Raw genomic sequence first — 20,748 nt, 5'->3', positions numbered from 1 at the left:
GCCCCATGACCACCGCACCCGTCGCGCCCGTGGGCTCCGAGGTCCGCCCGGCCCGCACCGCGTCCCCCGACCGGCTGACCCGGCCGGGCGCCCGCCGCAGCCGCGAGCGCCGCCTCGTCGCGCTGCGCGTCGTCGCCGCGAGCGTCGTCGCGCTCATCATCCTGTTCCCGCTGTACTGGATGGTCGTCGTCGCGTTCTCGACCCGCGCCGACCTCCTCGGCGGCGCGCTGCGCATCTTCCCGACGACGCTCACGCTGTCGAACTTCGAGCGCGTCCTCGACTCCTTCCCCGTGGCCACCTGGTTCGGGAACTCCACCGCCATCGCCCTCGTGGTCGCGCTCATCACCGTGAGCGTCAACGTGCTCGGCGGGTACGCGTTCGCGCGGCTGAGGTTCCGCGGCTCGAACGCGCTCTTCCTCGTGGCGCTCGCGACGCTGATGATCCCCGTGCAGGTCATCATGGTGCCGCTGTTCACCCTCGTCACCGGGCTCGACCTCTACGGCACGTACTGGGCCGTGATCCTGCCCACGGCGGCGAGCGCGTTCGGCCTGTTCCTCGCGCGGCAGTTCATCCTCGGCATCCCCACCGAGCTCATCGAGGCGGCGCGGATCGACGGCGCGAGCCATCTGCGGATCCTCCGCAGCATCGTGCTCCCGCTGTCGAAGCCGCTGCTCGCGGTGCTGTTCTTCATGAGCCTGCTGTCGACCTGGAACGACTTCTCCTGGCCGCTCATCGCGCTGAAGCAGAACGAGCTGTTCACGCTCCCCATCGGCCTGCTGTACCTGCAGGGCCAGTTCGGCTCCGACTACGGCGGCACGATGGCCTTCGCCCTGATCAACGTGACGCCGATGGTGGTGCTGTTCCTCGTCTTCCAGCGCTACTTCGTGCAGGGCTTCGCGCGCAGCGGCATCCGCTGACCGGAGCCGGTCCGGGGCCGGCACCCCACGACCGGCGCCGGCCCGACGCGTCAGCGCGCCGAGTAGCCGCCGTCCACGAGGTGGTAGCTGCCCGAGATGAAGGACGCGTCGTCGCTCAGGAGGAAGAGGACGAGCGCCGCGACCTCCTGGTCGGTACCCAGGCGGCCGGTCGCGTGCTGGCTCTCCAGGTACGCGAGGGCGTCCGGGGTGAGCGACGCGCGCACCAGCGGGGTGTCGATGAAGCCCGGGCCGACCGCGTTGGTGCGCACGCCGCGCGCCGTGTACTCGAGCGCTGCCACCTTCGTGAGGCCGACGAGGGCGTGCTTGCTGGCGACGTAGGCGGCGTTCTGGGCGAACCCCACGGACCCGAGCACCGAGCTCATGTTGACGACCGCGCCGCCGCCCGCCTCCACCATCGCGGGCAGCTGGTAGCGGAGGCCGTAGAAGACGCCGTCGAGGTCGACCGCGCGCGTGCGGTCCCAGGCGGCGATGTCGTACTCGCCGATGTCGGCGGCCGGGGCGCTGATGCCGGCGTTGTTCACGGCGAGGTGCAGCGCGCCGTAGGTCGCGACCGCGTGCGCGACGGCGGACTCGGAGTCCTCGGCCTTCGAGGTGTCCTGGCGGAACGCGGTGGCGGTGCCGCCCGCGGCCTCGATCTCGGCGACGACGCGCTCGGCCGCCTCCAGCTGGATGTCGGTGACGACGACCGACGCGCCCTCCGCGGCGAGCGCACGCGAGATGGCGGCGCCGATGCCGCTGCCGCCGCCGGTGACGAGCGCGGTCTTCGTGTCGAACCTGGCCATGGGAGTCCTCCTCGGATCGGGCGGCGCGGATCCGCGCCGCACCTCGACGGTACGCCCGCACGATCCGGACACCCCCGGTTCACCCGGCGTCCACCGTCACGTCGGAGGGCTGCCCGGGGGCGGCAATAGCTTGCGAGCGTGATGCGTCCGCCGGCACCCGGAGCAGACGCCCGAGATCGATGGAGACCCCACATGACCCTCACCCGTGAGACCCACCACCGGCTGCTGCCGATCCTGTCGCGCGATCCCCACGCCCGCGGCAAGCGCAGCACCGTCACCTGCCACCTCAAGTGCGACGACGCGTGCACGAAGCCCGTCCCCAACGTCAGCGACAACTCCTACTTCCGCGACATCGCGGGCCGCGCCCTCTCGCGCCGCACGCTGCTCGGCGGCGCCGGAGCGGGAGCCCTCGCGATCCTCGTGGCGCAGAACGCCGCGGCGCCCGGCGCCGAGGCCGCCGCCGCGCAGGCCGCGTCGAACCTGCCCTTCACGGCGATCACGCCCGTCGACGCATCGGTCGACCAGTTCACCGTGCCGACCGGCTACCGCTGGGCGCCGATCATCCGCTGGGGCGACCCGATCTTCAGCTACGCCGACGACTTCGACGCCGACAACCAGACCGCGCGCCTCGCCGCGCGCCAGTTCGGCTACAACAACGACTACCTCGACATCATCCCGATCAACTCGCGGAACAAGGAGGCGCTCCTCGTCGCCAACCACGAGTACACGAACGAGAACATCATGTTCCCGCCCGCAGCCGACGCCGCCGAGCTCGACGAGCAGCGCCGCATCGGCAAGGCCTCGCACGGCATGTCCGTCGTCGCGCTCCGCCGCAAGACGGTCGGGCAGCCGTGGACGTACACGGTCGGCCACCACCGCAACCGCCGCATCACCGCGGACACTCCCTTCACCGTGACCGGGCCCGTCGCCGGATCCGCCGCGCTCCGCACGAAGGCCGACCCGAAGGGCACCACGATCCTCGGCACGCTCGGCAACTGCGCCGGCGGCACCACCCCCTGGGGCACCGTGCTCTCCGGCGAGGAGAACTTCAACGGCTACTTCCGCACCGCCGGCACCTCGGCGGCCGACAAGCGCTACGGCCTCGGCGACAAGGCGACGAGCCGCGGCTGGGAGTCCATCGACCCCCGCTTCGACGCCCGCACACCCGGCTACGAGAACGAGCCGAACCGCTTCGGCTACATCGTCGAGGTCGACCCGTTCGAGCCCGGCGAGGCGCCCGTCAAGCACACCGCGCTCGGCCGCTTCAAGCACGAGGGCGCGAACGTCATCGCCGGGAAGAGCGGCCACGTCGCCGCCTACATGGGCGACGACGAGCGCTTCGACTACCTCTACAAGTTCGTCTCGCACGACACGATGGTCACCGGCACGACGCGCCAGGACCGCCGGAGGAACAAGCAGCTCCTCACGCGCGGCTCGCTCTACGTGGCCCGCTTCACGGGCGACTCGCCCGTCGCGGAGATCACCGGCACCGGCCAGCTGCCCTCCGACGGGCAGTTCGACGGCATCGGCGAGTGGATCGCGATCGCGGTCGACGGCGTCTGCCCCGTCCCCGGCTTCACCATCGAGGACGCGCTCATCCGCACCCGCCTCGTGGCGGACGCCGTGGGCGCGACCAAGATGGACCGCTGCGAGGACGTGCAGCCGAGCCCCGTCACGGGCAAGGTCTACGTCGCGTGCACCAACAACACCGACCGCGGCAAGGCCGGCAAGGAGGGCGCCACGGAGATGAACCCGCGGACCACCAACCGCGACGGCCACATCGTCGAGGTCGTCGAGGACGGCGGCGACCTCCGCTCGACCACCTTCACCTGGAACCTGCTCCTCGTCGCGGGCGACCCGGCGAAGAACGAGTCGACGTACTTCGCGGGCTTCCCGAAGGACAAGGTCTCGCCCATCAGCTGCCCGGACAACGTCGCGTTCGACTCCGCGGGCGACCTCTGGATCTCCACCGACGGCGCGCCGAGCACCATCGGCCTCAACGACGGCCTGTTCAAGGTCCCGCTGGAGGGCGCCGAGCGCGGCCACGTGCAGCAGTTCCTCTCCGTGCCCACCGAGGCGGAGACCTGCGGCCCGGTCGTGCACGACACCGAGGGCATGGTGTTCGTCGCGGTGCAGCACCCGGGCGAGGACGGCTCGTTCGCCGAGCAGCACTCGTTCTTCCCCGACTACGTGCCGGCCGGCGCCACCCCGCCGAAGGGCGCCTGGCGCGGACCGCGTCCGTCGGTCATCCAGGTGTGGCGGGGCTGATCCGCAGGACCGATCCGGCCGCCGACGGCGGCGGATCACGAGGGCCGGGGCGTGCGTGCGCCCCGGCCCTCGGGCGTCCGGGGCGCCGTGCGCTCCGGCGGGCTCGCGCGCGTCGCCGGGGGACGCGGGCTAGCGTCGAGGGGTGACCGAGCCCCAGGATCCCGACGGCCCGACCGACGACGAGCGCTGGCTGGTCGTGGGCGGGCGGCGGTGGCCGCGCACGGATCCGTCGCTGCCGGCCGAGGTCGTGGAGGCGCTGACGTCGCACCTCGGACGCGGGCGCTCGGGCGTGGGCGCCGCGAAGCGCCGGGGCGACGACGACGCGGTCGCCGCCGCCCGCACGCGCGTCGGACTCGCGAAGCACGGCCTCGGCGAGCGCGGACCGCGCTGGTGGGACGAGCCCGAGCACGCGCGCCTCGAGCGGGCGCACGCGGCGCTGCGGGAGCTCGACGCGCTCGACCGCCCCGCCGGCTGACGCCGGGCACGCGCGCCACCTGACGCCCGGCAGGCCCGCGGCGCAGACTGGGCGCATGAGCACCGAGGCCGACGTCCGCGAGCTGGCGCTGTCGCTGCCGGGCGTCGAGGAGCGCACCGCCTACGGGACCCCCGCCTTCTACGCCGGACCGCGCATGATCGCCCGCCTGGTGGAGGAGCCCGGCGTGCTGCTGGTGTGGCGCGCCGACCTGGGCGAGCGCGAGGCGCTGCTGCAGGAGGATCCCGCCGCGTTCACGACGACCCCGCACTACGACGGTCACCCGAGCGTGCTCGTCCGGCTGGACCGCGTCCCCGCCGCACGACTCGCCGAGCTGCTCCGGGAGGCGTGGGACGCCCGCGCGCCGCGGCGCCTCCACGACGGGTGACGCCCGCAGGCCAGGCTGGTCCCATGCAGCTCTACTCCGCGCTCCCCCTCGTCCGCGCCCGACAGATCGCGGCCGACACGGCGGCCCTCGTCGGCGTCGTCGTCTCCGTGCTGGTGGGGGTCGCGGTGGCGGCGCTCATCCGCCCGCTCGGCGACCTCGGCCGCAGCATGGAGAGCTCGGGCACGCAGCTGAGCGGATCCATGACCGACGCCGCCGACGCCCTCGGCCGACTGCCGCTCGTGGGCGACGCCGCACGCGGGCCGTTCGAGGACGCGAGCGGCATCGGAGCGGGCCTCGTGCAGGCGGGCCGCGACCAGCAGGCGCTGGTGGGGACGGTCGCGCTCGTGGTCGGGATCCTCGTCGCGCTCGTGCCGATCGCGCTCATCGTGCGGCACTGGCTGCTCCGGCGGATCTCGTTCGTGCGGCGCGCGGCCGCGGCCCGCGCCCTCGCGGGGACGCCCGGGGGCACGGAGCTCCTGGCGCTGCGGGCGCTCTCCACCCGGAAGCCGGCGGCGCTGCTCGCGGCGCACCCGGATCCGGTCGCCGCCTGGCGCGCCGGGGACCCGCGGGTCGTGCGGCAGCTCGCCGACCTCGCGCTCCGCGACGCGGGGGTGTCCGGGCGCTGATCGGGCCCCGGCGGGCGGGTCAGGTCCGCGCCCGGTCCCGCGCGCGCAGGATCCCCTCGGTGACCGGCACCGCGGCGACGGCCGACAGGGCGGCCACCGGCATGCCGACCACGAGCCCGAGCGCGGCGTCACCCGCCGCCGCGAGCGCCACCGCCGCGGCCACGGCCGCGACGACGAGGACGCCGGCGATCGAGGCGGCCCAGAGCGCCGGCCAGGGGGCGCGCCCGCGCCACAGCGGGTAGGGCGCCGCCCCGAGCGCGGCCAGCGCCGCCGCGCACAGCGCCGCGGCCGCCGCGGCGGGCACGGGCAGCCGATCCCCCGGGGCGGCGTCCGGCGGGGTGCCGGTGGACGCCAGGAGCGCGAGGACGACCAGGCCGAGGCCGGCGGTCACGGCCGAGGTGGACACCAGGACGGTGCCCGTGCGGAGGCGCTGCCTCCCGCCCGAGGACCTCGCGCGCGCATCCCCCACCCGTCGCCGTCGCATGGGTCCAGTGGATCGATCCCGGGAGCCGCTCGCAAGCGGCCGCACCGACGGAGCGCCGTCCGGGCGGACGCGCGCTCCGGGAGGGAGCATCCTCGGAGGCATGTCGCCTCTCCTCCTCGCCGGGCTCGCCGGTCTGCTCTCCGGGCTGTCGCTGGTCGTCGGTTCCCTCGTCGCGTGGTTCGCGAGGGTGCCGCGGGAGGTCGTCGCGCTCGTCATGGCGTTCGGCGCCGGCGTGCTGATCTCGGCGCTCGCGTTCGACCTCGTCGACGAGGCCGCGGCGAGCGGCGGATTCCTGCCCACCATCGCCGGCTTCGTCGCCGGCGCCGTCGTGTACGTGGTGCTCGACCAGGTCCTCGAGCACGGCGGGTTCCGGCGGAAGCCGCACCGGCGGAAGGGCGGCGGGGGCGGCACGGGCGTGGGGATCGCGCTCGGCGCCCTGCTCGACGGCGTCCCCGAGACGTCCGTGCAGGGCCTCAGCCTCACGGGCGGCGGGACGCTGAGCGTCGGCGTGCTCGTGGCCGTCGTCATCTCGAACCTCCCGGAGGGGATGTCGAGCACGGCCGACCTCAAGGAGGACGGCCGCGGCCCGCGCTACGTCTTCGGGCTCTGGACCTCGATCGCCGTGGTCTGCGCCCTCTCCTCCCTCGGCGGCTACGCGCTGCTCGGCGGGCTCCCGGAGAGCGGCCAGTCGGTGGTGATGGCGTTCGCGGCCGGGGCGATCCTCGCGATGATCTGCGACACCATGATCCCCGAGGCGTTCCGCAAGGCGCAGGCGCTCACGGGCCTCGTGACGGTCCTCGGGTTCGTGGCCAGCTACGCGGTGCACCAGGCGGGCTGAGCCGGGCGGGGCGGCGGCCGATCGGCCGGTAGGCCGATCAGTCGTCGGCGGGCCGGTCCCGGGGCGAGACGTTGAAGCGGTGCAGCAGGCCCGCGAGCTGCTCGACCTCGGTCGTGTCCCACGCGGAGAGCCGGTTCTGCAGGCGCTCGCGCGTGCCGGAGCGCACGTCCGCGAGGCGCTCCTCCGCCAGCGGCGTGAGCGTGAGGATGGTGGAGCGGCGGTCCTCGGGATCCGGCTCGTCCTGCACGTAGCCGGCCTCGCGCAGCACGCGGAGGTGGCGGCTGACCGAGCTCTTGTCCATGAGCAGGCCCGCCGCGACGGCGCCCGCGGAGGACGGGCCGGCGGTGCGGATCCAGCGCGCGACCGCGAAGGCGCCGGGCTGCAGGCCGGGGTGGAACGTCGCGGCCTCCTCGATGCGCAGGGAGCGGATCGACATGAGCAGCGCCCCGAGCTCGGACGCCACCGACGAGACGGCGGCCGCGCGCCCGTCGACCGGGGCGTCGGCGGGGCGGTCGGGTGTCGGCTCCGGGATCACGTGGAGACCCTAACCGACGCCGATCAGGGCGCCCGGTACGCGTTGCGGCCGGCGGTGGAGGTGGCGAGCTCGACCGCCGACAGCCCCAGCGCGGGCGCCGCCGAGTCGAGCAGGCCGATCCGCAGCGCGGTCACCGACCGCTCGGGGCTCGTGTCCCGCCCGATGCCCGGGACCACGACGCTGCCCGGAGGCGCCCCCGGGCGGTCGGGCTGCACGTTCACCATGACGGACAGGACGCTCGGGAGCGGGTTCACGACGGCCGCGACCGCCGTCACGAGACGTCCCGAGAGCGTGGAGAGCGTCGCTCCCAGGGTCGTCACGGGCGTGACGAGCAGGGAGCCCAGCGTGGTCGTGAGGGTGGAGACGAGGGAGGAGCCGAGCCCCCGGACGAGCGCCGAGAGGAGGTCGATGTTCCCCAGCCCGAGCCCGGCCAGGATCGGGTTGAGGGTCGCGCCGAGCCCGAGGGCGTCGGCCGTGACCGCCAGCTGACGAGCTCCCGACGCGAGGTCGCCGAGGGTGCCCTCGTAGCCCACGCCGACCTTCAGCACCCTGATGCCGAGCAGGGTGTTCGAGGTCCTCACCTCGGTCGTCAAGGCGATGCTCACCTTGACGGCCTGGAGCGCGGTCGTGAGGGCCGTCTGGATCTCCGCGGTCCGGGTGTCCATCAGGACCCCGACCCGGGCGCTGATCGCGTTCACGACCGGGGCCGACAGCACCAGCTCGGTGTTCGGCGGCAGGCCGTTCAGCCCTCCGGGCCCGCGGCCGGTGAGGGCGGCGAGGTCGACCAGCACCGTGCCGGTGGCGAGGTCGATCGCCACGCTGCCGTCGGGACTGCGCAGGGGCTTGGTGAGCAGCGGCGTGACGGCGGCGGTCGCCGCCTCCACCCCGGTGAGCGTGACCGAGCCGGTGAGCCCCGTGGTGACGAGCCCGCCGATGAGGGCGTCGAGGGCGGAGCCGACGGAGGTCGCGATGGTCCCGGTCGGTCCCGACAGGGCCGCCACCGCGGCGGGCAGGACGGTCGTGGTCGTGTTCCCCACGGCGGTGGCCACGCCTCCGACGACGGGGCTCGCCACCCGGAGCTCGAGGCCCGCGATGCCGTACTCGCGGATCACGCCGTCGACGGAGCCGTCCCCCCAGAGGGCGCTGCGGCGCGCGGAGCACCAGTCGAGGGTCGCGCGGGAGGCCACGGCGCCCACCGCCAGCTCCGCGCGGGCGATGTCCGTGGTGGCCGGGAGGACGCGGGCAAGGCTGATGGTCGCCCGCCCGGGCAGGGACGCCGACGTGCCGGAGGTCACGCCGACCCCGCCGGAGTCGGACACGAGCCCGCTGGCCGCCGTGGAGGTCCCCGTCTCGGTCACGCGCACGTACTGGTTGAGGGCTCCCGCGGATCCGGCGGGCAACCCCGCCGACAGGCCCGTGAGGTCCAGGGCGGCCGCGCCGGAGACCGCCGTGATGGCGAGCGGGTTCGCATAGGCGCCGGATCCGAGGCTGGGGGCGGTCGCCGGGGTGCGCCGCGAGCCGGGCGCGGCGTCGTCGACGGCCGAGAGGCCGGACACGCCCGCGACGGTGTCGAGCGGGAGGGAGAGGAGGCTCCCGCGCAGGAAGCGCGCGGACGCCGTGGTCGTGAAGCCCGTGGAGGTGCCGCAGTCGAGGTCCTCCGTGCCGATGGCGCCCTTCGCCCACTCGCGGTCGGTCCACGCGGCGGCGACCGGCACGATGCCCGGGGTCACCGCGCCGGCGACCAGCGCGACGGCGACGCCGGCGGCGACGAGCGACGGGGCGCGGCCGGCGAGGCGGGGCAGGCGGAAGCCGGCCAGCACGCGGCCGAGGCCGACGATCCGCGGCTCGGCGCGGCGCTGGGGCGGCCGGCCGACGAGGTCCTCGCGGCCCGCGCGTCCCTCACGGCCCGCCCGCCCCGCACTGCGGCGCCCGCGGGTCCCCGTGCCCCCGCTCACGCGCCGCCCCCGTCCGGCGATCCGTCGACGAGGCCCGGACGTCGGCCCGTCCCCGGTCGCCGCAGCAGCAGGCCCAGCGCGAGGGCGCCCGCTCCGGCCAGCGCGACGGCGACCACGTCGATGGCGGAGCCCGTGCGCGGCAGGATCCCGCCGACCGCGGGCGGCACGGCAGCGGCCACGGGATCCGACCCCGCCGCCGTGAGGCCGACCGCGAGCGATCCGGTGCGGCCCATCACGCGGGAGTCGCCCGACAGCGCGGGGTCGACGGACGCCGTGAGGAGGAGGTGCTCGCCCGCGGCGGCGGTGATGTCGGGGAGGCCCGTCCGCGGACCCTCGCCCCGGAACGCGCTCAGCGGGGTCGCGGCGAGCACGGGCGCGGATCCCCCGGCGCACGCGGGCGCGGCGTGCGGACCCTCGGCGGCGGGCGCGGGGATCCAGGCGTCGTCGCAGCGGTCGAGCCGCAGGAGCACGCCCGCGTCGACCTCGGCCAGCTCGCCGCCCGAGCGGATCTCCACGGCGAGGCGCGCGACGTCCGCGTCGCGCAGCCGTGCGGAGATCAGCCAGTGCCCGGGGGCGCCGGGCGAGACGTCCAGCATGGCGGTGCTCCAATCGGAGGAGAGGGAGAGGTACCCGGGCGTGCCGTTCTCCGGCACGTCGAGGAGGACGGCGGAGGCCCGGGTGCCGATGAGGCTCAGGCCGCCCACGAGCGCGAGCGCGGCGACGGCGGTGAGCGCGGAGCGGAGCGGGGACCGGCGCGGGATCGGCGCGGCGGCCGACCCCGCCTCAGCGCGCATGGCGGGCCGGGCGGCGGGGCGGTCCGCCCGCCGAGCGGCGGCCGGTCGCCCGGTCGCCGCTCGGGCTCCCGCGGCGCTCCCCCGTCGGCCACGACGTGCCCACGAGCAGCAGCACCAGCGCGCCCGCGAGCCCCGCGATCACGAGCGGCGTGTGCAGCAGGCGGTTCGCGTAGCCGAGGTAGGGCGCGCCGCCGAGCACGCGGTCGGCCTCCGTCACCACGTACGGCGACGGGTCGACGGTGGCGTTCGCGTCGCCCTGCAGCACGAGCTGGCGGGCCGCGGGATCCGCGGGATCCACTCCCGCCGACAGCTGCTCCACCTCGCCCGTGACGGGTCCGACGGAGACGACGCGGTGCGTGACCGGCAGGTCGTAGCCCGGTCGCGGCACCTTCACGACGTCGCCCGGCCGCAGGTCCGCGGCCGGCACGCCGTCGAGCGTCACGGCGGCGGATCCGGTCGGCAGCGTCGGCGCCATGGACCCCGTCATGAGCACCACGAGCGACAGCCCGAGGATGCGCGAGAGGAGCGTCCACGCGATGACGAGCGCCCCCGCGATCCCCGTGAGGGTGAGCACGGCGTCGCGCACCCGGAGCCCGGCGGTCCGCCGCGGACGCGCCCCGGCGCTGCCGCGCGCACCGCCGCGTGCGCGGGCGCGGGACGCCGCGACGGCATCACGGCGGGCAGCCGCGAGCGCGTCCCGGTCCCCCGCGCGCGTCGCCGCGGCCTGCGCTGACATGATGCGGTCCCTCCGCGGTCTAGACCGACGTGGAGAGGAACTCCCACGCCGGCGTCACCGTGCGGCCCTGGAGGTCGTCGAGGGTCACCCCGGTCGGCAGGGTGGGCGCCGCGGGGAGCGTGATCTCGAAGCAGTAGAACTGCGTGTTGCCGCCGGACGCGTCGAGCGTCTGCGCGCCGGTGCCCGCGGCGGTGGCCAGGGGGCCGCTCGTCACGAGCGCGCCGGTCGCGAACGCCGCGGCGTCGCACGTGGTCGCCGTGGTGGAGACCGCGACGCGGAGCGTGAGGGCGCCGAGGAGCGCGTCGTCGGCGTCGTCGGCCTCGAGGCCGACGCCCACCGCGGGCTCGGAGTCCTGCAGGACCACGGTGCCGGCGACGGATCCCGCGACCGTGCGGAGCGCGACGGGCGCGTAGACGCTCGTGCCGGGCGTCAGCGCGAGCGCGCCGGCGGTGAAGGTGAGGTCCTGACCGGGGTTCGTCTCGTCCTGCTCGAACTCGGCGGGGAGGTACGGCGACGATGCGTTCTGCTCGACCTCGAAGGTCGACGTGCCGAGACCCGGGCCGGTGCCGTCCGCGTTGCCGCCGAACACCCACTCGGAGTCGGTCCACGCGGCGAGCGTGGCGGTGATGCCGAGCCCGAGGACGAGTCCCCCGGACAGGAAGGCCATCGTCTTGGTGCGCCGCGTCATGCGCGGGCGGTCTGCGTGCAGTGCCATGGTCGTGCTCCCCTTGTCGCGCGGGTCCCGCGTCCGATGCCGGACCGTCCCGCCCCCCTGTGCGTCGGCCCCAGCGGCCGACAGGGCGAAGCTAGGGGCGACGCGGGCCCGCTCGGGATGCCGTGCGGGCGACGCCGGTAGCCGCGACCCGATATGCCAGTGGTCGCGCGCGCCGGCCGGTCGGACTACCGAGACAGGGACTGTGCCCCGGTCGAGGGCCCGGGGGGCAGATACCGAGCCTCACCGCACTGCGCTTTGGAAATTTGAAGGAGCCGCGGTACAGACAGCAAGACGCACTTTCGTTAGACTGCAATAAGCGTGTTTAAATCAAAGGAAACCATGCCTAAGTTACAAGCTTTTGTATTGATGTCGTTCAGCGGCGACTTCGAGGCCGTCTACGACAGTTTGATTGTACCTGGTCTCACCTCAAACAATTTTGACGTTTCTCGTGCAGACCTATCCGATAATCAGCAGCAAATACTAAAGGATATTATCACAAGATTGCATGCAGCTGATCTTGTCATAGTTGATGTTACAGGCCTAAACGGCAATGTGATGTACGAATTGGGACTTGCTCATGGGATGGGCAAACGCACCATGATGATCACCCAGCACATCGCGGAGTTGCCTTTCGACCTGAGGCCGTACCGGGCAACCGAGTACACCGTCAACTTTAGTGGAGCTGCCAAGTTGACAGACGCCATCTCGGCGGTTGCCCGTGCTATTCAGGACGGCACCGCGGAATTTAGCAATCCCATTCAGGACTTCGCGCCTGATTCACTCGCAAAGGCAACTCAGGTCGCTCGAATTCCCGTTGCGCCACAAGATAGGCCAAAAACGCAGAACAAGCCCGCAGAGATCCTCAAGGAACCAGAAGACGAAGATTCTGATCGACCCGGCGGCGTCTTTTACGAGCCCGCGCTCGCACTAGTCGAGAACGAAACTGCAACCGACGCAAGCTCTACCCCAACCACAGAAGAGCACAGCCCACTCGGTTTCCTTGATTACGCAATCGCTTTATCGGAAAGCAGCGAGACAGTCGCGGGCGTTGCCGAGAAGCTAAATGACGCTACGGAGACGGTGGGCCATAAGCTCGAGAATCGTACTGAGCAGATAAATAAAGCGAATACAAATCTTGGGTCGAAGGCCGCGCCCGTGCTGCGAGCTTTAATGCGCCAAGTTGCCGCCGATTTTGACGAATATTCTATGGAAATGGAGGCGTTAAACCCTGAACTTCGTAGTGCGCTAACTCAGCTAGGGGATAGCACAAACGGCGTTTCCCGCACTCGACTCATGAACGACTCCGCCGCCCGAGAGCAGGTCCAGCAAGAAATTGAAACACTGAAGCAGGCAGAAAACACTTTTGGGCAAGCGCGTATTAGTATCATGGAGTTCGCCAACGTTATTGTAAATCTTCCTGAAATGGAGCGCAATTTGACCGCGTCCGGCCGACGGGCGTATCGGGCCGTTGCCGAAGCCGCAGATGCCATCGATCTGGGAGTATCGGAATTTCGGCGCGCACGGCTACTTTTAGAAGAGCGTCTGGCGGAATGACGTAAAGGGGCAGGACATAGCTGCAGCGCGGAATAATTAGATTAAATATGGTTGCGCTTGCCCAAGCGCCGCGGCGCCTGGTATCTGGCGGGCTGGTAGCCTCGTCCGCGCAGGCGGGGAAGACGAAGGCGAGCAACATGACCGACGACACGACCGACACCGGCCACCGAGACGGCGGGGCGTCGGAGCCTCCCCTCCTCAGCCGGCGCGAGCTGCGCCGCCGCCAGCAGGAGATGGAGCAGGGCTCCTCCGACGCGTCGGGCGACGCGCACCGCTGGGTGGATCCGTTCCCCGCGGTCCCGCGCACCTCCGAGGGCGGCCTGTTCGGGCCCGACCGGGTGCGCCCGGGCGCGGCGCCGGCCGACGCCGATCACGATGCCGCCCACGACGCCGATGCCGCGGATGAGGACGCCACCGTCGACGACGCCGCGGAGGACGACGACGCCGAGGTCGTCGGCACCCACGCGTTCGACGAGCTGTTCGACGACGCGGACGAGGACGACGTGGATCCCGAGGACCGCGTGCCCGACGACGCCCCGGCCGAGGCCGACGCGGACGACGCGCCGCGCCCCGCCTCCGCCCCCGGCTCCTTCGACGCGGTGGTCTCCCCGGAGGCCGGATCCGCGTGGACGGTCCCCGCCCCGCACGTCGTCAACGCGCACCCCTTCCGCATGCCGCTGCGCCCGAGCGTCGAGGAGCCGCGCGCCGCCCGGTCCGACGGCCCGGACGACCACGCCGCCGACCCGGCCACGGCCGAGGCCGGGACCGAGACGCGGACCGAGGCCGCGTCGGCCGACGACGCCCCGGTCGCCGTCCCCGTCGACGACGCGCCCGTGCCCGCCTCCGCCCGGCCCGCATCCGCCCGCCCCGCGCCCGCGCCCCTGCTCCCGCCGGTCCCGGTCGCGACCCCCGTCGCCTCCCTCCCCGCCGCGCCCGACGACGCCCCCGAGGAGGATGCCGCGGAGTCCCGCCGCCCCGGCACCGACCTCACGGCGTTCCCCGACGCGGATCCGCAGCGCTACGCCATGCGCACCCCGCGCGCCGACGCCGCGGCGAGCGCCCTCACCCTCTTCCCCGAGCAGACCGGCCAGCGCCCCCCGCGCGGCCCCGTCGTCGCGCGCACCGGGTTCCGCGGGTTCCTCAACACGGTCACGGGCGGCCTGCTCAAGATCGGCCCGGGCCCCGAGGAGGCCGCCGCGAACGCGGAGGCAACCCGGCGCGAGGGCGACGAGCGGGTCATCCGCCAGGCCACCTGGTCCCGCGCGGTCAGCGTGCTGGTCGCCAACCGCAAGGGCGGCGTGGGCAAGACCCCGACGAGCCTCATCCTGGGCGGCGTGCTGGGCTCCATCCGCGGCGGATCCGTCGCCGTGGTCGAGGTCACCGACGACCCCGGCGCGCTCGGCTACCGCGCGGAGGGCCAGCCCCAGCGCGGCCTCGGCGAGCTGGTGCGCGACCGCGACGAGATCCACAGCGCCGGGCAGCTCGCCGGCTACACGGCGCCGCAGACGAGCTTCGCCTCGGTCGTCGCGTCCGTGGGGCCGCGCCGCGAGCTCACGGGCGAGGACGTCGTGGGCGTCTCCCGCCTCATCGACGAGTACTACGCCGTGCGCGTGATGGACTCCGGCAACCAGCCGTCCTCCTCCGCCTTCCGCGGCGCGATCGAGGTCACCGACGTGCTCGTCGTCCCGGTGCTCAACGCGGGCGACGCGGTGCTCGAGGCCGTCGCGCTGCTCGACTTCCTGCGCGAGCTCGGCGGCCACGCCGCGATGCTCGCCGACAACGCCGTGATCATCCGCCTGCACGACGGGCGCCCGGAGGACCCCGCGGTCGTCGCGCGCATCGACCGCATCCTCGACGACGCCCGCCCGGCCCAGATCTTCACGGTGCCGTACGACGCGCACATCGCGGAGCGCGGGCCGATCTCGCTCGGCTCGCTCGGCCCCGAGGTCCTCCGTGCCTTCACGGCCGCGACGGCCGGGGTCGTGCAGCGCCTGGCGCACGCGGTCCGCTGACGGGCGCCTCCACGGGCGGATCCGGGTCCGCCGGGGGCGAGCCCGGGTCCGTCGTGCGCACCCGGCGCCCCCGGCGCCCGCTCGACCGCGAGATCCTCGCGCTGGCGGTGCCGGCGCTCGGCGCGCTCGTGGCCGAGCCGCTGTTCCTCCTCACCGACACGGCGCTCGTCGGGCACCTCGGCAGCGCGCCGCTCGCGGGCCTCGGCATCGCGAGCGTGATCCTGCAGACGATCGTCGGCCTCCTCGTGTTCCTCGCCTACGCGACCACGCCCACGGTCGCCCGGCGGCTCGGCGCGGGCGACCGTCCCGGCGCGATCCGCGCGGGCATCGACGGCCTGTGGCTCGCCCTGGTGCTCGGCGCGGTGGTGCTGGTCGTCGGCTCCCTCGTCGCGGATCCGCTCGTGCGCGCCCTCGCGGGCACCGGCGGCGCCGACGCGGATCCCGCGGCGACCGCGGCCGTGGTCGACGCGGCGAGCACCTACCTCGGCATCTCGCTCCTCGGGATCCCCGCCATGCTCCTCGCCATCGCGGCGACCGGCCTCCTCCGCGGCCTGCAGGACACCCGCACCCCGCTCGTCGTCGCGGTCGCGGGCTTCGCGGCGAACGCGGCGCTCAACGCCGTGCTCATCTACGGGCTCGGCCTCGGCATCGCCGGTTCCGCGTGGGGGACCGTGGTCGCGCAGTGGGGCATGGCCGCGGTCTTCGTCGTGATCGCCGTGCGCGCCGCCCGTGACACGGGCACCACCCTGCGCCCCGGCCTCCGCGGGGTCGCGCGCTCGGCGGCGTCCGGCGGCTGGCTGCTCGTGCGCACGGCGTCGCTGCGCGCCGCGATGCTCGCCACGGTGGCCGTCGGCGCGGGGCTCGGCGTCACGGGGCTCGCGACCCTGCAGATCGCCCTCACCCTGTTCTCGACGGTCGCGTTCGTGCTCGACGCGCTGGCGATCGCCGGGCAGGCGCTGGTCGGCCACGGGCTCGGCGCCGACGACGTTCCGCGCGTCCGCGCCGTCGCCCACCGGCTCGTGCAGTGGGGCGTCGGCCTCGGCGCGATCCTCGGCCTCGTCCTCGCGGCCGTGTCGCCGCTGCTCGGCCCGGTGTTCACGGGCGACCCGGCGATCCACCGCATGCTGACGGCCGTGACCCTGGTGCTGGCCGTGGGCCTGCCCGTCGCGGGCTACGTGTTCATGCTCGACGGCGTGCTCATCGGCGCGGGGGACGCGCGCTACCTCGCCCTCGCGGGACTCGTGAACCTGGTGCTCTACGCGCCCGCGCTGATCCTCGTGGCGTGGCTCACGGAGACCGGCCGCGTCGCCGGGACCCCCGCGCTGCTCGCGCTGTGGGCGGCCTTCGGCCTCGTGTACATCGGCGCCCGCGCGCTCACGCTCGGCCTGCGCGCCCGCGGCGACCGCTGGATCGTGACGGGCGCCGCGCGCGCCTGAGCCGTCAGTACATCGCGAGCGGCGCGCCGCCCCGCGGCCCCGGGAACGCCCGGTCGAGCGCGGCGAGCGTCTCCTCCGGGATCACGAGGTCGAGCGCGGCGCGGTTCTCGGCGACGTGCGCGCGCGTCGCGGCCTTCGCGGTCGCGAACACGTGCGGCGCCTGGCGGACGACCCATGCGAGCGCGAGCTGGCCCGCGCTCACGCCGAGGGGCGCGGCGAGGTCGGCGAGCGCCGGATCCGTCGCGAGCCTCCCCTGGTCGAGCGGCGAGTACGCCATGACCGGCATGCGGCGCTCCGCCGCCCACGGGATCACGTCGTGCTCCGGCCCGCGCTGGGCGAGGTTGTAGAGCACCTGGTCCGTCTGCGCGGCGTCGCCGCACGGGATGGCGGCCAGCTCGTCGAGGTCGTCGGCGTCGAGGTTGCTGACGCCCCAGGCGCGCACGAGGCCCTCCTCCACGAGCTCCTGCATCGCGGCGACCGTGTCGGCGAGCGGGTGCGATCCCCGCCAGTGGAGCAGGTACAGGTCGAGCCGGTCGGTGCCGAGGCGCGCGAGGCTGCGGCGCGCGGCCTCGCCGGTGCCGCGGCGGGACGCGTTCGACGGCAGCACCTTGCTGATGAGGAACACGTCGTCACGGCGGCCCCCGATGGCCTCGCCGACGAGCTCCTCGGAGCGCCCGCTGCCGTACATCTCGGCCGTGTCGATGGCCGTGAGGCCCTCGTCGATCCCGGCGCGCAGCGCGTCGAGCTCGGTCGCGCGGGCGCCGGCGTCGTCGCCCATGTTCCAGGTGCCCTGGGCGAGCGCGACCGCGCTGCGGCCGTCGGGGAAGGTGGTCGTGGGGATCCCGGTGTCCGTCATCTCCCCATCCTGCGCCGGTCGGGTGGGCGCGGCCCGGGAGGGAGGAGGACGCGACGCCCGTCCCTCAGCTCCGCGGCGTCGCCGGCACGCCCGGGAACGTGGGCACCCAGCAGCGCACGGCGTCGCGGTAGCGGCGGAACGGATCCCCGAAGCGCGCCTCGAGGTCGGCCTCCTCGCCCGGCCGCACGACGTGGTTCCAGAGCGACGAGCCGATGACGGCGTAGGCGACCACCATCCACGACCCGAGCACGAGCCCGACGGCCGCGGCCTGCGTGACGCCCGCGAGCGCCATGGGGTTCCGCACGAACCGGTACGGCCCGGCGATCACGAGCCGCGTCGCGGTCGCCGCCGGGAGCGGGGTGCCGCCGCCGCGGGTCGACATGGCCGCCGCCGACCAGATCCCGAGCGCGCTCGCGAGCACCAGCACGACGACCCCCGCCGCGGGCACCGCGACGACCAGCACCCCGTCCGGCAGCGGGACGGCGACCCGCCACCGCAGCTCGAGCCAGCGGATCGCGAGGGGCGCCACAACGAGGAAGGCGCCCCAGAAGACGACGATCTGCGCGGCCGTCGCGGCCACGTGGCGGGAGGTGGCGGCGCTCGCGTCCGCGGGCCGGGCCGCGAACGGGCCGACGAGCGCCCACCGGCTCGGCAGCCGGCCGAGGAGCAGGAGGGCGCAGGCGACGAGCGATCCGAGCGCGGCGACCGCCATGACCACGACGCCCACGCCCGCCTCCCGGGTGACGGTCGCGAACCCGGCGAGCGCGACGGCGACCACGAGGGTCCAGGCGGCGGCGACGAGGGCGGCCCACCGGATCCCGGCGGCGGCGAGCGCCGACCCGACCACGAACAGGGGGACGTCGAGGAGGGCGACCAGCAGCGGGTCCAGCGACCCGAGCGTCGCGGCGCGCACCGCGGGCACGGTCGGCACGGCGACCCACCACGCGGCCCCGCCGAGCGCCTGCGCGGCGAACCAGGCGCGCGCCCACGTGCGCGCCCCGCCGCGGGCGGCCGGTCCGCGCGACGCGCCGGATGCCGCGGCCGTCACCGGGCGTCCGCGTGCTCCGGCGGCCACACCACGGCGAAGCGCTCGAAGACGATGTCCTCGTCCTCCGACCACACGGCGCCGCGGGCCGCGCTCACCCGCTGCCAGTAGATCCGGTGCTGGATGCGCCAGCTGTCGAGCGAGAGGTCGTCCTCCCCCTCGTCGTGCGCGAAGGCGGCGTCGGCGCTCGCGAAGGGGCCGACGCGGAGCTCGGTGCTGCGGATCACGATGCGCGGCCTCCCGGCGCCGTCGCACGCGATCCAGTGCGATCCGATGCGCGGCACCTGCTCGCCGCGGGCGAGGAAGTCGGCGACGAGCTCGGCGGTGGCGCGCTTCCGGCCGTCGAGCACGATCCCGAGCAGCTCGTCCGCGAGGCGCGCGGTGTCCCCGAAGCGCTCGACCGTGTGCTCGGGTCCCGCGGCCACCGCCTGCGGGTGCGCCTCCGCGTACGCCGCCCACATCCGCGCCGCGGCGGGGAGGTCGGGCGGGGAGGCGGGCGCGGTCGCATCGCTCATGGACCCGATGCTCCCATGCGGGCGGGCCCCGGCCCGATCCGGCGCCGCGGCGCCCGTAGCCTGATCCGGTGGAAGACCCGACGCCGCCGCCCGCCCGCCGATCCCGTCCCGAGCGCGCCGCCGGCCGGACCGCCGGCCGCCCCGCCCCCGACGCCGAGGCCCGCTCGGAGGCGCTGAAGGAGCGGATCTACGTCACCTTCACCGCGCTCGCGGTCACCATCGCGACCGAGCGCGAGGCCGACCACGCGACCGTCGGGACGGCCGCCCTCACCCTCCTGCTCACGGTGGTCGGCACGCTGCTCGCGGTGTCCGTGGCCGAGTGCATCGCCCAGATGGTCCGCGACGGCGAGGTGCCGGACCGCCGCGACGTGGCCCACATCCTCTACGTGTGCGGCAGCTCGCTCGGTGTCCTGCCCGCGCCGCTCGCGATCCTCGGGCTCTCCGCGCTCGGGGCGCTCGACCTGGCGACGGCCCTGCGGATCATCTCGATCGTGCTGGTGGCGACGCTCGTGCTCGTGACCCTCATCGCCGTCCGCCGGCTCCGCGTCGCGCTGGGCGTGAAGCTCCTGGTGCTCGGGGGCGTCGCGGCGCTCGGCGTCCTGGTCCTCGCGGTGGAGCTTGCAGTCCACTGAGCGTCGGCGGCCGGCGGGGGCGCGGATCCCCGCGGGAGCGGGCGCGCCCGTAGCGTGACCCCATGACCGCCGCCCCGCTGCCCGCGCGCATCGAGACCGCGCGCCTCCTGCTGCGGCCGCTCGGCCCGGGGGACGCGGACGTCGTCCACCGCCTCTGGACCGAGCGCGACCCCCGCGTCCCGCCGGAGCGCCGCGTCGACGGGGACGGGCACCCGACGCGCGACGAGGTCCGCGCCCGCCTGGCCGTGCAGGCCGAGGAGTCGCTGCGCACCGGCGTCGGCCAGCTGGCGATCGAACGCCGGGACGCGCCGGGGGTCGTGGGCTACTGCGGGCTGGTCGTCGGCCGCGCGTCCGCGGAGGAGCCGGAGATCGTCGTCGAGCTGCTGCACGAGGCGCAGGGGCAGGGCATCGCGACGGAGGCCGTCCGCGCCGTGGTCGACGCAGCGCGCGCCACGGGCCGCGTCCGGCTCTGGGCCACGGAGCGCCGCTGGAACGCGGCCTCGCTCCGCGTGCTCGCCGAGGCCGGCTTCACGGAGAGCGGCCGGGTGATGCCGGACCCCGACCACGGCGACCTCGTCTGGATGACGCGCGACCTCACGGCCTGACCTCGGGCCGCGCCATCGGACCCCGCGCCGGTGCCTCCCAGCGCACCTCGCCGTCCACCACCACGTCCGTCGGCACCAGCGCGAGCCGTCGCGCGACGGCCTGCGACGCCGCGTGATCGGGGTGGATGCGCGCCCGCACGGTCCCCACGCCGTCCTCCCGCAGCCACCGGAGCATCGCAGCCGCGCACTCCGCGGCGGCGCCGGCCCCCTGGGCCCCGGTCCCGATCAGCCATGCGACCTCCGCCGCGCGCGCCTCCCCCTCGCCGGTCACGGTCGCCTGCACGAACCCGACGGCGCGCCCGGAGGCGCGCTCCCGGATCACCCAGACGAGCCACAGCTCCGATCCGTCCGGCGAGCGCCCCGCCGCCTGGCGGGCGAACCGGGTCCGCAGCGCGTCGAGCGTCGGCGGCACGCCGCCCGTGAAGCGGTACAGCGCCGGATCCTGGAGCACCCCGACCATCTCGCCCGCGTGCCCGACCACCAGCGGCTCGAGCGCATACCGCTCCGTGACGAGCACGGGAGCGGGCGACGTCGTCATCGCCCGATGCTCCCACGCGCCACG

The 20,748-nt window shown here is 74.7% G+C and carries 22 protein-coding genes; 11 read left to right on the top strand and 11 right to left on the bottom strand.

What is annotated here, in order from left to right; translation table 11 throughout:
- The first annotated feature begins 5 nt into the window (after positions 1-5).
- Positions 6-917, top strand: coding sequence for a carbohydrate ABC transporter permease (locus AC07VC_RS02335; RefSeq protein ID WP_494674566.1), 912 nt, complete (start codon positions 6-8; stop codon positions 915-917).
- A 50-nt stretch (positions 918-967) separates the two neighbouring features.
- Here the strand turns inward: AC07VC_RS02335 and AC07VC_RS02330 are convergent, their stop codons facing one another.
- Positions 968-1,720, bottom strand: a complete 753-nt coding sequence (locus AC07VC_RS02330) for an SDR family NAD(P)-dependent oxidoreductase (RefSeq protein WP_317229855.1) — start codon at positions 1,718-1,720, stop codon at positions 968-970.
- A gap of 192 nt (positions 1,721-1,912) precedes the next feature.
- On the opposite strand from AC07VC_RS02330, the gene AC07VC_RS02325 reads away from it, so the two are divergent.
- From AC07VC_RS02325 to AC07VC_RS02310, 4 genes are all read left to right on the top strand, one after another.
- Positions 1,913-3,988, top strand: a complete 2,076-nt coding sequence (locus AC07VC_RS02325) for a PhoX family protein (protein ID WP_494674567.1) — start codon at positions 1,913-1,915, stop codon at positions 3,986-3,988.
- Between the two features lie 142 nt (positions 3,989-4,130).
- Positions 4,131-4,463: a biopolymer transporter Tol gene (locus AC07VC_RS02320; RefSeq protein WP_494674568.1), complete on the top strand. Its 333-nt coding sequence runs from the start codon at positions 4,131-4,133 to the stop codon at positions 4,461-4,463.
- A 55-nt stretch (positions 4,464-4,518) separates the two neighbouring features.
- Positions 4,519-4,848: an MmcQ/YjbR family DNA-binding protein gene (locus AC07VC_RS02315; protein WP_317229852.1), complete on the top strand. Its 330-nt coding sequence runs from the start codon at positions 4,519-4,521 to the stop codon at positions 4,846-4,848.
- Positions 4,849-4,871: 23 nt separating this feature from the next.
- Positions 4,872-5,474, top strand: coding sequence for a hypothetical protein (locus tag AC07VC_RS02310; RefSeq protein WP_494674569.1), 603 nt, complete (start codon positions 4,872-4,874; stop codon positions 5,472-5,474).
- A gap of 19 nt (positions 5,475-5,493) precedes the next feature.
- On the opposite strand, the gene AC07VC_RS02305 is transcribed toward AC07VC_RS02310, so the two are convergent.
- The gene (locus AC07VC_RS02305) at positions 5,494-5,958 is read right to left on the bottom strand and encodes a hypothetical protein (RefSeq protein WP_494674570.1); all 465 of its coding nucleotides are present in this window, start codon (positions 5,956-5,958) and stop codon (positions 5,494-5,496) included.
- Positions 5,959-6,058: 100 nt separating this feature from the next.
- Here AC07VC_RS02305 and AC07VC_RS02300 point away from each other — a divergent pair, with 100 nt between their 5' ends.
- Complete coding sequence (locus AC07VC_RS02300) at positions 6,059-6,796, top strand: ZIP family metal transporter (RefSeq protein ID WP_494674571.1); 738 nt, start codon at positions 6,059-6,061, stop codon at positions 6,794-6,796.
- A gap of 37 nt (positions 6,797-6,833) precedes the next feature.
- Here AC07VC_RS02300 and AC07VC_RS02295 read toward each other — a convergent pair whose 3' ends face one another.
- The 5 genes from AC07VC_RS02295 to AC07VC_RS02275 are packed head-to-tail and all read right to left on the bottom strand — an operon-like array spanning position 6,834 to position 11,531.
- Complete coding sequence (locus AC07VC_RS02295; RefSeq protein WP_317231045.1) at positions 6,834-7,331, bottom strand: MarR family winged helix-turn-helix transcriptional regulator; 498 nt, start codon at positions 7,329-7,331, stop codon at positions 6,834-6,836.
- 23 nt (positions 7,332-7,354) lie between these two features.
- Positions 7,355-9,286: a choice-of-anchor G family protein gene (locus AC07VC_RS02290; RefSeq protein ID WP_494674572.1), complete on the bottom strand. Its 1,932-nt coding sequence runs from the start codon at positions 9,284-9,286 to the stop codon at positions 7,355-7,357.
- Entirely contained in the window at positions 9,283-10,080 is a 798-nt protein-coding gene (locus tag AC07VC_RS02285) for a hypothetical protein (protein WP_494674573.1), read from the bottom strand. The genes AC07VC_RS02290 and AC07VC_RS02285 overlap by 4 nt, the downstream gene beginning before the upstream one ends.
- Positions 10,070-10,816, bottom strand: a complete 747-nt coding sequence (locus AC07VC_RS02280; RefSeq protein WP_494674574.1) for a S24/S26 family peptidase — start codon at positions 10,814-10,816, stop codon at positions 10,070-10,072. Before AC07VC_RS02280 ends, AC07VC_RS02285 begins: the two co-directional genes overlap by 11 nt.
- Before the next feature lie 19 nt (positions 10,817-10,835).
- Positions 10,836-11,531, bottom strand: coding sequence for a SipW-dependent-type signal peptide-containing protein (locus AC07VC_RS02275; RefSeq protein WP_494674575.1), 696 nt, complete (start codon positions 11,529-11,531; stop codon positions 10,836-10,838).
- Between the two features lie 318 nt (positions 11,532-11,849).
- On the opposite strand from AC07VC_RS02275, the gene AC07VC_RS02270 reads away from it, so the two are divergent.
- From AC07VC_RS02270 to AC07VC_RS02260, 3 genes are all read left to right on the top strand, one after another.
- Positions 11,850-13,085 carry a hypothetical protein gene (locus AC07VC_RS02270; RefSeq protein WP_494674576.1) on the top strand — a complete coding sequence of 412 codons (1,236 nt, stop codon included), beginning with the start codon at positions 11,850-11,852 and terminating at the stop codon, positions 13,083-13,085.
- A 137-nt stretch (positions 13,086-13,222) separates the two neighbouring features.
- Entirely contained in the window at positions 13,223-15,097 is a 1,875-nt protein-coding gene (locus AC07VC_RS02265) for a MinD/ParA family ATP-binding protein (protein ID WP_494674577.1), read from the top strand.
- Between the two features lie 53 nt (positions 15,098-15,150).
- Positions 15,151-16,533: an MATE family efflux transporter gene (locus AC07VC_RS02260; RefSeq protein ID WP_494674578.1), complete on the top strand. Its 1,383-nt coding sequence runs from the start codon at positions 15,151-15,153 to the stop codon at positions 16,531-16,533.
- Positions 16,534-16,537: 4 nt separating this feature from the next.
- On the opposite strand, the gene AC07VC_RS02255 is transcribed toward AC07VC_RS02260, so the two are convergent.
- The 3 genes from AC07VC_RS02255 to AC07VC_RS02245 all read right to left on the bottom strand — a co-directional run bounded on the left by AC07VC_RS02255 (position 16,538) and on the right by AC07VC_RS02245 (position 18,949).
- Positions 16,538-17,389, bottom strand: coding sequence for an aldo/keto reductase (locus tag AC07VC_RS02255; protein WP_494674579.1), 852 nt, complete (start codon positions 17,387-17,389; stop codon positions 16,538-16,540).
- 64 nt (positions 17,390-17,453) lie between these two features.
- Entirely contained in the window at positions 17,454-18,437 is a 984-nt protein-coding gene (locus AC07VC_RS02250; RefSeq protein ID WP_494674580.1) for a methyltransferase family protein, read from the bottom strand.
- Positions 18,434-18,949, bottom strand: coding sequence for an ASCH domain-containing protein (locus AC07VC_RS02245; protein ID WP_494674581.1), 516 nt, complete (start codon positions 18,947-18,949; stop codon positions 18,434-18,436). The genes AC07VC_RS02250 and AC07VC_RS02245 overlap by 4 nt, the downstream gene beginning before the upstream one ends.
- A gap of 68 nt (positions 18,950-19,017) precedes the next feature.
- Between AC07VC_RS02245 and AC07VC_RS02240 the strand changes: the two genes are divergently transcribed.
- On the top strand, positions 19,018-19,581 hold the full coding sequence (locus AC07VC_RS02240) for a hypothetical protein (RefSeq protein WP_494674582.1): 564 nt from the start codon (positions 19,018-19,020) through the stop codon (positions 19,579-19,581).
- Positions 19,582-19,643: 62 nt separating this feature from the next.
- Complete coding sequence (locus AC07VC_RS02235; RefSeq protein ID WP_494674583.1) at positions 19,644-20,186, top strand: GNAT family N-acetyltransferase; 543 nt, start codon at positions 19,644-19,646, stop codon at positions 20,184-20,186.
- Here AC07VC_RS02235 and AC07VC_RS02230 read toward each other — a convergent pair.
- Complete coding sequence (locus tag AC07VC_RS02230) at positions 20,176-20,724, bottom strand: GNAT family N-acetyltransferase (RefSeq protein WP_494674584.1); 549 nt, start codon at positions 20,722-20,724, stop codon at positions 20,176-20,178. The genes AC07VC_RS02235 and AC07VC_RS02230 overlap by 11 nt on opposite strands.
- Positions 20,725-20,748: the final 24 nt, after the last annotated feature.

The sequence above is a fragment of the Clavibacter sp. GW821-FHT01D01 genome, assembly GCF_059422605.1.
The sequence above is the reverse complement of the archived record's forward strand: the minus strand, read 5'-3'. Positions and strand labels throughout refer to the sequence as shown.

Excerpts from the sequence above, each read along its gene's own strand:
- AC07VC_RS02330 (WP_317229855.1), bottom strand. The coding sequence starts at position 1,720 with ATGGCCAGGTTCGACACGAAGACCGCGCTCGTCACCGGCGGCGGCAGC.
- AC07VC_RS02255 (WP_494674579.1), bottom strand. The coding sequence starts at position 17,389 with ATGACGGACACCGGGATCCCCACGACCACCTTCCCCGACGGCCGCAGC.
- AC07VC_RS02310 (WP_494674569.1), top strand. The coding sequence starts at position 4,872 with ATGCAGCTCTACTCCGCGCTCCCCCTCGTCCGCGCCCGACAGATCGCG.
- AC07VC_RS02275 (WP_494674575.1), bottom strand. The coding sequence starts at position 11,531 with ATGGCACTGCACGCAGACCGCCCGCGCATGACGCGGCGCACCAAGACG.
- AC07VC_RS02285 (WP_494674573.1), bottom strand. The coding sequence starts at position 10,080 with ATGCGCGCTGAGGCGGGGTCGGCCGCCGCGCCGATCCCGCGCCGGTCC.
- AC07VC_RS02305 (WP_494674570.1), bottom strand. The coding sequence starts at position 5,958 with ATGCGACGGCGACGGGTGGGGGATGCGCGCGCGAGGTCCTCGGGCGGG.
- AC07VC_RS02265 (WP_494674577.1), top strand. The coding sequence starts at position 13,223 with ATGACCGACGACACGACCGACACCGGCCACCGAGACGGCGGGGCGTCG.
- AC07VC_RS02235 (WP_494674583.1), top strand. The coding sequence starts at position 19,644 with ATGACCGCCGCCCCGCTGCCCGCGCGCATCGAGACCGCGCGCCTCCTG.
- AC07VC_RS02300 (WP_494674571.1), top strand. The coding sequence starts at position 6,059 with ATGTCGCCTCTCCTCCTCGCCGGGCTCGCCGGTCTGCTCTCCGGGCTG.
- AC07VC_RS02335 (WP_494674566.1), top strand. The coding sequence starts at position 6 with ATGACCACCGCACCCGTCGCGCCCGTGGGCTCCGAGGTCCGCCCGGCC.
- AC07VC_RS02325 (WP_494674567.1), top strand. The coding sequence starts at position 1,913 with ATGACCCTCACCCGTGAGACCCACCACCGGCTGCTGCCGATCCTGTCG.
- AC07VC_RS02230 (WP_494674584.1), bottom strand. The coding sequence starts at position 20,724 with ATGACGACGTCGCCCGCTCCCGTGCTCGTCACGGAGCGGTATGCGCTC.
- AC07VC_RS02315 (WP_317229852.1), top strand. The coding sequence starts at position 4,519 with ATGAGCACCGAGGCCGACGTCCGCGAGCTGGCGCTGTCGCTGCCGGGC.
- AC07VC_RS02245 (WP_494674581.1), bottom strand. The coding sequence starts at position 18,949 with ATGAGCGATGCGACCGCGCCCGCCTCCCCGCCCGACCTCCCCGCCGCG.
- AC07VC_RS02280 (WP_494674574.1), bottom strand. The coding sequence starts at position 10,816 with ATGTCAGCGCAGGCCGCGGCGACGCGCGCGGGGGACCGGGACGCGCTC.